17 protein-coding genes and 1 pseudogene are annotated in these 14,476 nt (G+C 54.9%); 8 read left to right on the top strand and 10 right to left on the bottom strand.

Features of this window, described 5'->3' with window-relative positions:
• Positions 1-4 precede the first annotated feature (4 nt).
• The 4 genes from BUB54_RS11130 (at position 5) to BUB54_RS21800 (ending at position 4,613) form a co-directional block, all read left to right on the top strand.
• Entirely contained in the window at positions 5-1,102 is a 1,098-nt protein-coding gene (locus tag BUB54_RS11130) for a protein-glutamate methylesterase/protein-glutamine glutaminase (RefSeq protein WP_048877556.1), read from the top strand.
• Positions 1,103-1,167: 65 nt separating this feature from the next.
• Entirely contained in the window at positions 1,168-2,928 is a 1,761-nt protein-coding gene (locus tag BUB54_RS11125; protein WP_048877557.1) for a hypothetical protein, read from the top strand.
• Between the two features lie 131 nt (positions 2,929-3,059).
• Positions 3,060-4,436 carry a sensor domain-containing diguanylate cyclase gene (locus tag BUB54_RS11120; protein ID WP_073211614.1) on the top strand — a complete coding sequence of 459 codons (1,377 nt, stop codon included), beginning with the start codon at positions 3,060-3,062 and terminating at the stop codon, positions 4,434-4,436.
• A gap of 48 nt (positions 4,437-4,484) precedes the next feature.
• Positions 4,485-4,613: a hypothetical protein gene (locus BUB54_RS21800; RefSeq protein WP_280521939.1), complete on the top strand. Its 129-nt coding sequence runs from the start codon at positions 4,485-4,487 to the stop codon at positions 4,611-4,613.
• 522 nt (positions 4,614-5,135) lie between these two features.
• On the opposite strand, the gene BUB54_RS11115 is transcribed toward BUB54_RS21800, so the two are convergent.
• The 7 genes and pseudogenes from BUB54_RS11115 to BUB54_RS11090 all read right to left on the bottom strand — a co-directional run.
• On the bottom strand, positions 5,136-6,005 hold the full coding sequence (locus tag BUB54_RS11115) for a hypothetical protein (protein ID WP_241869464.1): 870 nt from the start codon (positions 6,003-6,005) through the stop codon (positions 5,136-5,138).
• Between the two features lie 104 nt (positions 6,006-6,109).
• Positions 6,110-6,454 carry a hypothetical protein gene (locus tag BUB54_RS11110; RefSeq protein WP_048880254.1) on the bottom strand — a complete coding sequence of 115 codons (345 nt, stop codon included), beginning with the start codon at positions 6,452-6,454 and terminating at the stop codon, positions 6,110-6,112.
• Between the two features lie 123 nt (positions 6,455-6,577).
• Positions 6,578-6,883 carry a hypothetical protein gene (locus BUB54_RS20270; protein ID WP_139284880.1) on the bottom strand — a complete coding sequence of 102 codons (306 nt, stop codon included), beginning with the start codon at positions 6,881-6,883 and terminating at the stop codon, positions 6,578-6,580.
• 44 nt (positions 6,884-6,927) lie between these two features.
• Positions 6,928-7,179, bottom strand: coding sequence for a hypothetical protein (locus tag BUB54_RS11105; RefSeq protein WP_073211611.1), 252 nt, complete (start codon positions 7,177-7,179; stop codon positions 6,928-6,930).
• 51 nt (positions 7,180-7,230) lie between these two features.
• Positions 7,231-7,635 (bottom strand): hypothetical protein, encoded by a 405-nt coding sequence (locus BUB54_RS11100; protein ID WP_048880252.1) that lies wholly within the window; start codon positions 7,633-7,635, stop codon positions 7,231-7,233.
• A gap of 172 nt (positions 7,636-7,807) precedes the next feature.
• Positions 7,808-8,008 (bottom strand): helix-turn-helix domain-containing protein, encoded by a 201-nt coding sequence (locus tag BUB54_RS11095; protein WP_241869463.1) that lies wholly within the window; start codon positions 8,006-8,008, stop codon positions 7,808-7,810.
• 29 nt (positions 8,009-8,037) lie between these two features.
• Positions 8,038-8,178, bottom strand: a pseudogene (locus BUB54_RS11090) (transposase); the annotation flags it as partial.
• A 16-nt stretch (positions 8,179-8,194) separates the two neighbouring features.
• On the opposite strand from BUB54_RS11090, the gene BUB54_RS20265 reads away from it, so the two are divergent.
• The gene (locus tag BUB54_RS20265) at positions 8,195-8,917 is read left to right on the top strand and encodes an IS4 family transposase (protein ID WP_217652488.1); all 723 of its coding nucleotides are present in this window, start codon (positions 8,195-8,197) and stop codon (positions 8,915-8,917) included.
• 28 nt (positions 8,918-8,945) lie between these two features.
• Here BUB54_RS20265 and BUB54_RS21160 read toward each other — a convergent pair whose 3' ends face one another.
• A complete protein-coding gene (locus BUB54_RS21160; protein WP_199444749.1) occupies positions 8,946-9,191 on the bottom strand; it encodes a hypothetical protein in 246 nt (81 codons plus the stop codon).
• 52 nt (positions 9,192-9,243) lie between these two features.
• Positions 9,244-10,095 (bottom strand): LysR family transcriptional regulator, encoded by an 852-nt coding sequence (locus tag BUB54_RS11080; RefSeq protein WP_048880251.1) that lies wholly within the window; start codon positions 10,093-10,095, stop codon positions 9,244-9,246.
• A gap of 102 nt (positions 10,096-10,197) precedes the next feature.
• On the opposite strand from BUB54_RS11080, the gene BUB54_RS11075 reads away from it, so the two are divergent.
• The 3 genes from BUB54_RS11075 (at position 10,198) to BUB54_RS11065 (ending at position 14,174) form a co-directional block, all read left to right on the top strand.
• Complete coding sequence (locus BUB54_RS11075) at positions 10,198-11,649, top strand: aldehyde dehydrogenase family protein (protein WP_048880250.1); 1,452 nt, start codon at positions 10,198-10,200, stop codon at positions 11,647-11,649.
• 5 nt (positions 11,650-11,654) lie between these two features.
• Positions 11,655-12,668, top strand: coding sequence for a membrane dipeptidase (locus BUB54_RS11070; protein WP_199444748.1), 1,014 nt, complete (start codon positions 11,655-11,657; stop codon positions 12,666-12,668).
• Positions 12,669-12,998: 330 nt separating this feature from the next.
• Positions 12,999-14,174, top strand: a complete 1,176-nt coding sequence (locus tag BUB54_RS11065; protein ID WP_048880248.1) for an MFS transporter — start codon at positions 12,999-13,001, stop codon at positions 14,172-14,174.
• On the opposite strand, the gene BUB54_RS11060 is transcribed toward BUB54_RS11065, so the two are convergent.
• On the bottom strand, positions 14,128-14,476 hold a 349-nt coding region (locus BUB54_RS11060; RefSeq protein WP_175556502.1), incomplete at its 5' end, for a transposase. The genes BUB54_RS11065 and BUB54_RS11060 overlap by 47 nt on opposite strands.

The following is a 14,476-nucleotide window of genomic DNA, read 5'->3' as shown; positions in this document are numbered from 1 at the left end:
TTCCATGCTACAATCCAAAAAGCGTGTGCGTGTACTTATCGTCGACGACTCCGCCTCGGTCCGACAGACCTTGGCTGAGGTTTTGGCGTCGGACCCTGAAATCGACGTGCTCGGCATTGCATCCGATCCATTTGTGGCAGCCACACGCATACGAGATCAAGTGCCCGATGTTATTACCTTGGACGTCGAAATGCCACGCATGGATGGCATAACGTTTCTGCGCAAACTGATGGCGCAGCATCCAATTCCCGTAGTGATGTGCTCATCCCTCGTCGAATCCGGGTCGGAGACTTTAATGCAGGCGTTGGAAGCCGGGGCCGTCGACATCATCCTGAAGCCGAGGATCGGTGTGAGCGACCAGTTGACCGAAGCGCGTGAGCATATATGCGACGTGGTAAAGGGCGCCGCGCAGGCGCGGGTCGGGCGCCGCCGGGATCGTAATTCATATGCCTTCCCATCCATTGAGTCGAACAAAAAACTCACAGCGGATGCAATGCTGCCGCCAGCGGTAGTTGGCGCCATGGCGCGCACAACGGAAACAATTGTCTGCATCGGAGCCTCGACTGGTGGTACGGAGTCATTGCGCGAAGTCCTGGAGGCGCTACCAAGTGATGCACCTGGTATTGTAATCGTTCAGCATATGCCTGAGAAATTCACGGCATCCTTTGCGCGTAGGCTTGATAGCCTTTGCGAGATGGAAGTGAAGGAAGCCAAGAATGGCGATGGCGTCCTGCGTGGCCGGGTTCTGATCGCCCCAGGTAATTTGCATACCATGATTGAACGAAGTGGTGCCCGCTATTATGTCTCCGTGAAAGACGGCCCATTGATCGCGCGTCACCGGCCGTCCGTCGACGTTCTTTTTCGTTCAGCGGCGCGTGCGGCGGGCTCTAATGCGGTTGGTGTCATCATGACTGGCATGGGTGACGATGGCGCCCGCGGTCTGACCGAGATGAAAAATGCCGGTGCTTTTACTCTTGCCCAGGACGAAGCCACCTCTATCGTCTTCGGGATGCCGAAAGAGGCCATCGCGCGCGGTGGTGTCGATAGAATTGTACCCCTTCATCACCTTGCTCAGGAGATCCGCCGTGCTGCTGCCCGGTGAGTTTCACCAAGTCACAGTACGGCCTTTCAGTGCTAGTATGAGGTGGAGAATTGAGGAGTTGCATAATGTCGCTTGAAGCAGGACCGAACGCTGGGATCGTACATAAATCGCGACTAGATATGGCCGGTATGGTCCAAAAGATGGAGGCTGCGCGGTTCGCGATCGAGACGAAGTTTCTGGATGTGGGCAGGGTTCTTTCGCAGGCAGTGGAGGGTATCGCTACATTGGTTGCAGCGCTGGATGCTTTGGCTGAAGCCCTCAGTCCCGCCACCATCGCGTCGACAACCCAGCAACTTCACGACGCTTCGGCTAAACTATTAGCTTTACCGGGTAAACAATGCGCGCGGCGTGCCACGATAGGCCAGCTTGAGGCTCAGCACACCATTCTATCGTCGCATATCGAGATCATGCGCAGAAGCCTCGCTTATATGCGCGCCTTTACGATTAGCATTAAAATAACCGCGGGCGGAATCCCGAGCGCGGACGACGAGTTTGACGTGTTTGCACAGGAGATGTCTGGGCGCGTCGAGTCGGGTCGCAAGGAAGTTGATGCGCTGGAGTATGGTCTTCGCAATTTAAAAAGTGAATTGCAAACGACGGGTCCTAGAGCGGAAGCGCTTGAACGAAGCTGCGCGGATACGGTTCCGGTGGTATCACGTCAGTTGCACGACGCGGTGGCGCTGATGGCAGACTATCGCGCTAAAATTGCCGTCACAACCGCCGATGCCGGCGCGCTGGCCCGAAGCGTTCGTAAACAGGTTATGCGGATGCTCGTAGCTTTGCAAATTGGGGATATCACCCGCCAACGTGTTGAACATATTCAAACAGGCATCGCGCTTTTGGATTCCATTGATAAGGATATCCCGCCGGTGGATGCAACGCGCATACGGGCCCTGACTTGCGTGCTTCTGGCCGCTCAGCTGGATGCCACGCTGAATGATTTTAATATGGAAATGGAGCAGATCAGCGCGGGGCTGGAGGGGTTATCCCAGGACGCGGCCGCACTTTTATCTCTGCGGGACGTGGCCTATGGGCCGAAAGCCGGCGAGGCTGGAGGATTTCTGCAAACTTTGGAACGGCGCATCGGAGTTGCTGTTAGACTTGCAACCGAAATAGAAGAAGCGGATGTCTTGGCGCAGGATATCGGCAAGAAGGCCGGGTTGGCGGCGCGTATCCTGTCGGATAAGTTGGATGCGGTGCAAATAATGAAGTCCGACGTGCAGTATATGGCTTTAAACACAACCCTTAAATCAACCCGTCTCGGAGACGAAGGCCGGCCGCTCGGCATCATAGCTACGGAATTGCGCGCACATGCAGGAAATTTGGAAATTACGGCAAATACATGCGTCGACGCGTTGAAAATATTGATTGATTCGGCTTCTGATTTATCGTCAGAGCCATCCGATACAACGGATATAAAGGACGAGAGGATTGGTGCGGCGCTCTCATCGGCCGTCACCTGCATCAATACGGCTGCCTCGACGACCGAGCGAGACGTTACGGCACTCGCTGGCTATGGGGAAGCTGTTTTGAATCTCCTCACGGGTGCTCGCAGTGGATTGGCGTTTCACGGTGAAATCGGGGACACTCTGCTCCAGGCTGGAGAGGACTTGCGCACATTTGCGGCCACCGCGAAGCCTTGCGACGCCAATATACAGATTCCACTTTTCACGATTTTCTCTAAACTTGGAGAAATTTACACGATGTCGCAGGAGCGGGATATCCAAGCAGAGATTGCCGCCACTTGGAGCATCGGTATAGAAAAGGCTGTACCTTCCCAAGCATCGGAACCAACGAGCGACGATTTTGAGGATGTGTTGTTTTAGGGTACAAGTTGATTCTCGTCTGGAGAACGTCCCGAAATATAGCTGAATATTTGTCCAAGCCGTGTTTTAAGTTCTGGGTGGTTGTGTATTGACCTTGCTTCGGTTTTTGGCTTAGTTTTATGAATTTATTGATGATTCTTACTTTGACGGTTTTTATTGTGGATGCCGTCGTTAATTTCGGAACCCACCTTGCTCATATCCACAGTATACTTCTCGAAACGTGTTTCGATGCTTCCCTCATGGCCGCATTATTGTTTCCTGTCCTCTATATTGGCGTGTTCAAAGAAATGGTCTCGAAGAACGCTGAATTGACCGCTAGTAAGGCGAGACTTGCCGCTGCCCACGATGAACTTGAGCTACGTATTGCGGAAAGAACGAAAGACCTTGCTACAGCGAATAAGACGCTTGAACAATCAATCGCGACAAGCGACGCACATCGTGCGGTGGCAGTACAGCTTGCCGATACCGTACGCCTGTTGCAGGCTTGCCATAGCTCAGCCGAGGCTTATGCCATCATTGCCAAAAAATTCCAGAAGTTGCTGCCCGGTGTCTCTGGTGCACTTTATGTTTTTAAATCTTCACGAAACATTCTTGATCGAGTGATCGAATGGAACGCTCCAGAGGAGTTCTTTTCGGCTTTTTTTCGACCGGATGAGTGCTGGGCGTTGCGGATGGGCAAAATTCACAAAATGTCGTCGAGTGATATTTCGATTAGGTGTCTGCATTTTGCAGCGGATGCATGCTCTGCCATCTGCTTGCCTTTGGTTGCCTCGGGCGAAGTTCTGGGGGGGTTAAGCTTTCGTCTTGACCGCCAAGCCGCTCAGAATGGAACGGAAACTTGCTTAGATAATGGCGAGACGGAAAGTCAACAGGAGCTCATATATCTTTCGCTGATGAGTGAGAGTGTAGGGATCGCTTTCGCCAATATCCGTCTGCGTGAGGCGCTTCACGAGCATGCAATTATCGACAAATTGACCGGCTTGTTTAATCGACGGTTCATGGACGAAGTGATGGATATGGAGATAAGCCAAGCCGACCGAAACAAGACCCCGCTTGCCGTCGTTATGCTAGATGTGGATCATTTCAAAAAATTTAATGACCTTCATGGCCATGATGCCGGTGATGTTGTGTTGTCCGCGCTGGGCAGGTGCTTTGTACAACACGCACGCAAGAGCGATATTGTGTGCCGCTACGGCGGCGAAGAAATCCTCATCTTGCTGCCCAATACAGACACTGCCGATGCTGTGCGCTGGGCCGATGCGGTGCGGGAGAAAGTTGAGGGTATGACCCTTAACCATCATGGTCAACAACTGGGTCCGGTGACCGTTTCCTGTGGTGTTGCCTCATACCCTACAAACGCAAGAAACAAGCGGGAGTTGATCAAAGCCGCTGACGAGGCACTCTACCACTCCAAAGCTGAAGGACGAAACCGGGTCAACGCTGCAACTGGCTTTGAAGTAATCAAATTTAACGGTCAGGCCGCTGCACCTGAGCTCCGCAAAGCGTAAATCAAGCTGTTCGTGGATCAGATTGTGATCATCAATGAGGAGATCCTCATGACCGGTCCCACACAATTGCTGCCAAAACCCGCGCTCACCGACATAGAATATATGCCAGCCGAAGATATTAGTTTTTTTAAGAGTGGCGTGCCAACGGTGACGAAACTGAGAACTGGAACCTATTGATTTTATTTGAATAAAAAGTGAGCACCTTCGGGAGCGGCACAAAAAGTGAACAAACGAACCTCCACAGACCCGCTTTATATAGTTCAGCATGCCCCCAACCATCTAAATTCTGAGAAACTGGCCGCGTACACACGTTCGTGCGCGCTTCACTAATCTCGCCGTACCCGGCCTCCAATCAATCGCCTGAGAACTGGCATTCCAATGGCCGGAGGGTTTTGGGCGACAAGACAGCTCCGCGCCCTTCCCGGTCGTCCAGCCCGCATGAGGGCATGCTCCAAATGCGACACTCGTGGTCGCGCTACGGGTCGACCGGCTTGGGGGGGGAATCGGCCGGTCAGCTCACGGCCAGGGGATGCGGATACCGGACATTCTCTTTCTGGCGGAGCTGGGCCGGGGGCTGCCTGTGTGCTTACAGGCGCACACTACGAAAAGCAGACATAAGTGACATACGTGCGTCGGCTGATGAGCTCACGAGCCACAGTCTTGGCTAGTTCAGGCTAGTTGCACCCAACCGAACGTCATTCAGATCGCGACCTTCCAGTAGGCCAGGGCTTCTCGAACTTGGTCGCGGGGGTAATGCGGACCGGCGTCTTCGAGGTCCTGCCGAATCCTCGCCAACCGGCGGACGGCGTCGTTTCGGATGTCATTGTTCAAGGGAACCACGCCAGGCGGTAGCTTCCCGTCGCCCAAGCCGCGCGGCCAGCTCACCGGATAGGCCCCCCAGTCGTCCCAGCGGTCGATGACGGCAACGGTCTCCACCAAGCTCTCGTGGTCGCAGTGCCATCCATAGAGCGCCCGTGCGCAGATACGGATCATTGCCTTCACTTCGGGGACGGTATCCGTAAAGGCCTTTAGAGGCGTGGGCAGGAGGACCATGTTGCCCACACAGGAAAAGAAGCGGCGATCCTGCACGACGACGTTCGTCTCTTGGAACAGCGCGTCGTCCACGCCCCAGATATGGCAGCAGCTCCAGTTCGGCCGATTATCGGACCGCAGCCCCAAGGCGTGCGTCAGGGCTCTGTTGGCGTAGGTGTTTCCTTCCTGCTTGTGCTCGCCCTTGTTAAGCTGCGGGGCTGTCCAGTTTTCCTTGTAGAAGAGGCACTTCCGAGCATACTCGGGATACCACAGCGGCAGCAGGCGGAAGGTCGCCGGGTCTACCCACCTCGCGGTACGCTCGATAAGGCGCATCACATCACCCAGTTCCATCTCCACCCTGAGAGCGTCCAGCCCGTCCGGTAATGTTGCCCTAGCCAAATTATCCTCCACGACGTTCTTGTTGAGGTTGTCCAGTAACAGGTTCTTCGCCGTAAGGATTCTAAGCGGACCTGCGGCAATTGACATCCAGTAGCCCGGCTCAAAAAGCGAACCCACAAGTATACCTTCGTCGCCCACGAGGGCCGACAGCTCAGCGTCATAAGACGAACGCTCACGCCTCAAGCATGACATCACGAAAGCGGATGCCAGCATCGAGAACTGGTGCGACCGTTTATAGTCGCTCAGTCTGAAACAGGTTTAGCGTCATTGTCCGTCGGCTTCGATGGTGACCGAGCGACGGTATAGAGAGCACGGCAATGGCGGATCATCGCTTCCATGAAGCGGCCGTGGTAAACAGAATAGATGGTCCAGGTCAGTTCGTATTTGTTGCTGCCGATAATGTTGAATCTGAGCCTGTCAGCCTCTTCGGTCGGCTTTAACCATGCCTTGTTTTTCCATTGATCCGGTGCATGAGTGAAGTCACCGTCTTTATCATATGACCATGTGACAACCTCTCCGTCGTCAATTTTCTTCTTGAAGTCTTTCAGCAGTTTTGTCGGATTATCCGTCAGAAATGAAATAGACATTCAGACTTCCTTTTCACAGTTGTTTTCCGCGTCAGTACCCGCTGAAATGGGAACCATCCGAGCGGGCTGGCCTCCCGCACTAACGGGCAGCTGACAAGGAAGCACAAAGCCGGAACATTGCCCTTATGTGCTGCCGCAGCACCCATTATCTGCCCTATGACGCAATGCGACCCGGCCCCCGCTGTCGGCCAACTCGCTCGGCCAAGGGACGCGACCGTCAGGTAGTAATTCACGGAAGGCCAGGACACCGGCTTTAGGGTCATGCAGCACGGGGACGCTTTGCGGAAGTTTGTTGCCGTCCTCGGCCCCGCACCACGGGCATGGTGCTTTTGAAACCCGCCCGGCAATGTCGATGTCGCTCCAATAGACGGCATGGCCGCAGCTATGCCGTATGTGCCAAAAATCGGTGTATTTAGCCTTTTTGCTCATCGTTTCCCCTCCGGCATCGCCATGAGCATATCTCACACAAGAGCCTAGATTGCAGCGTAGCCCGCATCCGTCAGCTTCAAGAATTTGAGCGACGACGCGTTCTCGAACCACCCTTTATCGCCCATACTCTGAAGTGCGCCGTTGATCTCAGCGGCTCGAAGCCCCTGCTGCTGCAGCTTCATGTGTATCCGCAGAGGTTCAAATATTTCGCCGCTGCGGACATTCAGCGCCGCTATTTGGTCTAAAATCCGGCGCTCGACTTGTTCGGTAGTTGGTACAGTAGCCAAAGAACTCATCCTTTCTTTCCATCTAGCCAAGTGCACGACCGGCACGGCCCATATCATAAATCAAGACTTTTTACGGAGAGTACCAGCCTGCTGCCATTGAAGATCATTCGGACGCTTCACCTCCCAAAAAGTCCAACCATCAACCGAAGTTTGAGTGACCATCCGAGCCGCTTGTGAAAGACTCGTTGCGACCTTATCGCCAGCACCACGTAGCCGCCCCCGTGCGACTCGCGCCGTAACGTGCTGCCCTTTGTAAGTGGCACGAAATTCAGTGCCGTCCGGGAACGTGACTCCCTTTGATACCCAGCCCATGCCCGCAGCCGGCTCGATGGTAACAGGGCGCTTTTCAATAGGGGGCAGGTTCAACACCCCCCGGAGTACGTCGTTGTAAGTGTCTGTGGGTGACATGCGAAGCGCAGTAAGTGCTTTCCAAACATCAAAATCGATATCGATCGTCTGCGTCAAAGTGGCCTCCTGTCGGTAGCTGCGGTGGGGAAAACGCGGGTTATCATGCGTTACGCCTCTTGATGGCGTATCATTATTTACGCTTTTTACGCACGTAAAGAACGTAAATAATTAAAAATTTGTTAGGCGGCTATAAAACCCGAAAATCAAGACTTTCGGAAAAGCGTCCCGATCAAACGGGTTTAGCCGCCAGCGCCCGTAGAGGGTCGCTCGATGCCCCCCCGAATAGGCGGACAAACTCAGCAACCGGCTTACCTTCCTGCTCAATGAGCTGCCGGGCATGGGCGATCTGCTCCGCAGAGAGGGAGGGGCGAGGCCCGAACCGTACTCCGCGCGCTTTGGCGGAGATCCGTCCGGTGCTGGTGCGCCTCACGATCAGGGATCGCTCGAAATCGACGCTACAGCCAGTTCATGCATCCAGCGCCTCAACACGCTCTCCGTCAGATCCAGGTCTCGCGCCGCCCGGTCAACCGATACGCCCCGCTCCGCAATCAGCTTTGCAGCCTCGGTTTTGAACTCAGCTCCAAACTTTCGTCTCGCCATATTCGCCCTCCGGGTCATGGGTCACGATCTTATCCTCGTGTCCACCAAACCGGCAGCAGCCCACTTGCGCCAATCTTTTGCGCTGATGGGCTCACCTGAACGCTGCGTGCATGTGAGCGACAGGGAAAGTGACATCTACGAACTCTTTTGCTTGGCGCAAGATCTCGGCACACGGTTTCTTGTGCGGGTGCAGACCAATCGGCTGGCCAAGCCACCGATGGAAGCGGCGCTAACGGATGTGCCCCACCGTGTCTTCGCCCAACTCGCCGCGATCCCCTGGGCCGGTCGTCACCAGGTCACTATTGGTGATCAGAACGAAAATACTGCTCTCTTGCGAATAAAGTTTGCCTCGGTGAAGACATTACCTCCCGTCGGCAAGCAAAAGCGTTACGATCAACAAACATTCGTCTACATTCATGCCCTCGAAGTCGATCCACCTTCCGACCGAGAGCCGATCAACTGGAGGCTCGTGACCAACCTGCCGGTCAGTGATCTCGCCGCCGCCATCGGAAAGCTCGACTGGTATGCCTTGCGTTGGAAAATCGAGATATTCCACAAGATCATGAAATCTGGATGCCGTGCGGAGGATGCAAGATTGCAGACCGCCGAGCGGCTGGTGAAGCTGCTTGCCCTCATCGCTGTCGTCAGCTGGCGCATTTTCTGGATCACCATGTCTGCCCGCGCTCGACCAGATACGAGACCCGAGACCCGAGACCGTTCTTACCCTCGCAGAAATTGAAACGCTCGACCGCATCGACGCAGCCCGCTCAAAACCACGCATCCTCCGCCGAACGCTCGCAACCTATCTTTTGCAAATCGCCATGCTCGGCGGCTATCTCGCTAGCACACGTGATCCGCCGCCCGGCAATATGGTGGTCTGGCGAGGTCTCACAAGATTGCACGATATTCTCTTCGGCATAGCTATCGGCTCCGGCCGAAGATGTGGGTAATTGAAAGCTGCGCCGAAGCGGTACCAGACTGCTAGGTACAGTGCCCATCAATTCATTGTCCATTGGAAAGAATCACCTCAGCTGGCCAGCACAAATACGCGCAGGTCAATCAATGTCACGCCCCATGTAACAACGCTTCGTAGAATGCCTCTACGACCGGAGTGTTGGGACGTGTCGACTGACGGATCTTCAGCAGATGACGAAATGCGACTGGATCAGTCGGCTGAATGAAGGTTAGGTTTTCGCCGGTGGCACGCATGGCGCTTTGCGGGAGAATAGTCGCCCCAAGTCCAGCCTGAACGAAAGCAAGCAAGGACGTTGTGTTGCGTGATTCAAGGGTGGCTGTGAGTGCGTGATGCTCGACGATTGGGCTTTTGACCAAGCTGCACAACGGATTGACAATCATCGGCTCTTCGCCAAGTAATGACCAGCTAGCTTTGCCTGCGGTTGTGGCCCGCGCGATCGGGCCATCCGAGCGGCAGACGATTCCCAGCGGGGTACGCTCGATTAACGTTCCTTCGCCGACATCGTCAGGCGCGGCAGAGACAATACCGATATCCGCTTCATCGAACTCCAGCCGACGTCGGACCGCAGCGCTGTCGACATCATTTATCTCAAGTCTGACGTCCGGGCGCTCCCGGCGGAACCGCAGGATGACCGGGGGCAGAAGGCTAATCGTGGCCGATGGCACTGAGGCAATTCGCACGGAGCCCGCAGTTGAGGTGGCGTAGCGCCGGATCGCCTTGACGCTTCGGTCGTACGCCTCGCTCGCACGGCGACTTTCTTCCAGCACCAGCATCCCCAACGGTGTCAGACGGTTCTTGCGGCCGCCTTCGAACAGAGCACCCCCGATATCGTCTTCAAGCTGCAGGAGAATCATGGACACTGCTGAGGGTGTTCGGCCAAGCGCTTCGGCGGCCCGTGACAGCGATCCTTGTTCGGCCGTGATTTGGAAGATCCGCAACATCTCGAGTTTCAACTTCAGATTTCCTGTAATTATTTAAAGAACTTCGATATTTACTGAAGTTAAGCGAACGCCTAAAGAATATGCAAGAAAAAGTGAGAAACCATGATCCAAAATCAGCGCTTATACATTGATGGATGCTGGCATGACGCCAGGTCGACGATAGAAAACCGCAATCCGTCCGACATGTCTGACCTGATCGGGCACTATGCGCAGGCCACCACCGATCAACTGGACCGTGCACTAGATGCAGCGCAGCGGGCGCAAGAAATTTGGTGGGCTGTTGGCGTCCATAAACGGCACGACGTCCTCATGGCGATTGGCACCGAACTGATGTCGCGAGCCGAGGAAATCGGCCACATCATTGCGCGCGAAGAAGGCAAGCCTTTGGCCGAAGGCAAGGGCGAAGCCTATCGGGCTGGGCAGTTCTTTACATACTTTGCCGGGGAGTGTCTGCGCAATCATGGTGATCTGGCCGAAAGTGTACGCCCCGGTATCGAAATCAACGTGCTCCGCGAGCCCGTCGGCGTGGTCGGAATCATCAGCCCGTGGAACTTTCCGATCGCGACGCCAGCATGGAAGATCGCACCAGCGCTCGCCTTTGGTAATGCGGTCGTATGGAAACCCGCGAACCTGACGCCTGCGAGCGCTGTGGCGCTGTCCGAAGTCATCGCGCGTCAGGATATTCCAGCTGGCGTGTTCAACATGGTGCTTGGATCGGGGCGGGAGGTCGGCCAGCGACTGGTCGAAAGCCCTAAGGTAGATGCTATCAGCTTCACTGGCTCCGGCAGTGTGGGATACGGTATTGCGACTGCGGCAATAGCGAACATGACCAAGATCCAGATGGAAATGGGCTCTAAAAATCCTATGCTTATCATGGATGACTGCGATCTGGATCTAGCCGTCGTCCATGCAGCGAATGCGGCTTTCGGCGGGACGGGACAAAAATGCACTGCCGCCAGTCGCCTGATCGTCCATTCGGCCGTCCACGACGAATTCGTGGATCGATTGGTCGCGGCGGCAAAGGCATTCAAGGTTGGTCACGCGCTTGAAGAAGGCACCCAAATCGGTCCCGTGGTCAGCGAAGGCCAACTAAACCAGAACCTTGGCTATATCGAGAAGGGCCGCGCCGAGGGAGCCGAGCTTTTGTGTGGCGGCGATCGTCTAGAACGTGAGACCGATGGCTACTTCATGGCCCCGGCCGTCTTTGCAGGCACACGCAACGACATGATCATCAACCGCGAGGAAATGTTCGCTCCCATCACATGCGTTATTAAGGCCGACAGCTATACCGAAGCCCTTGCCATTGCTAACGACAGCCCGTTCGGCCTGACCGCCGGCATTATGACCCGCAGCCTATCGCGCGCCAGTCATTTCCGCGCTAACATGCGGGCGGGTTGCGTGATGGTGAACCTACCCACGGCGGGAACAGATTATCATGTCCCTTTCGGTGGCCGCGGCGCTTCGAGTTATGGGCCCCGTGAGCAGGGGCGATACGCGAGCGAGTTCTATACCACTGTGAAGACCGCCTACGTTGCGGCGGGGGTGCCGGAATGATACCAGTGATCGACGGCCTGCAATATGCCAAATGGTCTGAGAAGATCTTTCGCCAGATGCGAACCGGAAGAGTGGATGCGGTGCATGTGACCATCACCTACCACGAGACCTTCCGCGAAACCGTGCAGGTAATTGAACAATGGAACCGCTGGTTCGAGAGGTTCCCCAATCTAATCTTTCATGGTCGGACTGCCGCCGACGTGCAGATTGCCCGTGACACGGAACGCACCGCCATTTTCTTCGGCTCGCAGAATCCGTCCTGCATCGAGGATGACATCGGGTTGGTCGAGGTATTGCACACCCTTGGCCTTCGTTTCATGCAACTTACCTACAACAACCAATCGCTGCTGGCCTCTGGCTGCTACGAGACGGTTGATAGCGGCCTCACCCGCATGGGGCGCGCCGTGGTGGCCGAGATGAACCGGGTTGGTCTTGTGGTGGATATGAGCCATTCTGGCGAGCGGTCCACGTTTGATGCGATCGAGCATTCGACGCGACCGATCGCCATCACTCACGCTAACCTCCATAGTTGGTATCCGGTGCTACGCAACAAATCTGATGCGCTGCTGCGCGCCCTGGGCGAGTCGGGCGGGTTTCTCGGGTTATCGATCTATCCACACCACCTCAGGAACGGCAGTGCCTGTACCTTGCAAGACTGGTGTGACATGGTGGCGCGTGCAATGGATCTGGTCGGGCCGGAACAGGTAGGAATCGGCACGGATCTCTGTCAGGATCAGCCTGATAGCATCGTCGAATGGATGCGCACTGGACGATGGACTAAGGCCATCGATTATGGCGAAGGCCATGCCGATGCAGCGGGCTTTCCAGCCATGCCGCATTGGTTCAACGATAACTGTGATTTTGAAAACCTGCGTGCCGGCCTGAAGGCTGCGGGATTGGAACAGACCGTCATTGATGGCGTCATGGGCGGCAACTGGTTGCGGTTCTTCGCCATTAGCTTTGGTACAGCACAAACAGATCAAACAAAAGAATGCCGCGTCGTGGCACTGTCAACTTGATCATAGCATCAAGAGGATATGCTTTTATTGAATGGAAATTGTCGCTATCACTAAACAAATTTCGTGAATTCATAGGTAGTCATTCGCCCTCAATATCACCGTCTACCTAGCAGATTCCGAATGAGTCCGAGGACCACAAGGTCGCCTATTTACTAGGTCTGGCAGCTATCTCATCCTTTCCCGATGCTCTAGGCAATCTGCCGATTTCAGCAACGAAAGGTATCTTAAAATTGATGCCGGTCCAACCGCAATAGCCTGACTGATCCATAGTCACTGGTCTGTTGGGACACCATCGTCGCTCTCTCTCTAACCAGATCGGAACCACCAATTATGTACTACCGCGAACCTGCTTCAAATTCTCCCCCGAAACTAACAGTTGATACAGCGCCGCTGAACTCTTTCCATCGGCGCCTGGCCCTCGTTAGCTCAGGCGGACCGTTCCTGGACGGTTACATCCTGGGCATCATTGGCATTGCATTAGTCCAGATCATTCCCCAATGGCATATGAATGCTTGGTGGAATGGGCTCATCGGCGCTTCCGCACTAGTCGGAGTGTTCATAGGCGGAATAATATTCGGCAACATTACTGATAAAATCGGCCGCAAGCTCATGTATACCGTCGATTTGGTCGCGATCGTTGTGTTCTCCATAGTGCAATTTTGGGTCCAGGAACCCTGGCAGTTATTTGTCCTGCGTCTGTTGATCGGCATAGCGGTCGGCGCCGACTACCCCATCGCCACTGCATTGGTTGCCGAATTTGTGCCGGCGAATTGGCGAGCTCGACTAATCGGCGGCCTGAACGCGATGTGGTTTGTAGGTGCCACGGTCGCCTCGTTTGTCGGCTACTGGTTGCTGTCACTAGAGGATGGTTGGCGCTGGATGCTCCTCTCCTGCGCAGTGCCAGCGATTTTGTTTCTCGTCGCCCGGGCGAGTATTCCTGAATCTCCGCATTGGCTCGTAGGTAAGGGGCGCTACGAAGAAGCCTTGGCCATCTTGAAGAAGTATATTGGGGCGGCAGCCACCCTGGAAGGAATCACCGCCCATGACCCTAACGCAGTCAAACTCAGCACAACAAAGGCGTTCGGGATCGTGCTCACCGGCGGCTATCTGAACCGCGTCATCTTTATCTCTATCTTCTGGACCTGCACTATTGTGACCCTGTTTGCGATTTACGCATTTGGTCCTCAAATTCTAGCCCTGTTCCATCTTGATTCAGGAAATGCCGCCAATATCGGTTATGGCTTGATCAACCTGTTTTTTTTGATCGGCAACGTGGTGGCTCTCCTTGTCGTCGACAAGCTCGGCCGACGCCCAGTCCTGATCTGGGGATTCATTCTCTCCGGCGTCGGCCTAATGTCCCTAGCGATCTTCCCCAACGCGCCCCAAAACCTGATCGCCCTGGCTTTTGCTTTCTATGCCATCTTTAACGGCGGTCCATCGATTCTAGAGTGGATCTACCCTAATGTCCTGATTCGGAATTTGTCTTCATTTTGGGCATTTTTGTGAGGGACCGCAGGCAGAAGCGTTGAATTGAGGCGAGGATATCGTCGGCGCTCTTGGTCCATCTGAACGGCTTTGGATTGGCATTGTTGGTATCGATATAGGCTGTGATGGCGCGCTCGAGTTCTGCGACGGAGCGGAACACGCCGCGTCTGATGGCTCGATCTGTCAACAAAGCGAAGAAACGTTCGACCTGATTGATCCAAGACGCTGAGGTGGGTGTGTAGTGAACATGCCAGCGTGGCCGCTTGACGAACCAGTTGCGGATCAGCTTTGTTTTGTGTGTGCCGTAATTGTCCATGACAACA

This window comes from Acidocella aminolytica 101 = DSM 11237 (genome assembly GCF_900129125.1).
Classification (GTDB): domain Bacteria; phylum Pseudomonadota; class Alphaproteobacteria; order Acetobacterales; family Acetobacteraceae; genus Acidocella; species Acidocella aminolytica.
Note: the sequence above shows the minus strand (reverse complement) of the source record. Positions and strands in the feature narration are given on the sequence as shown.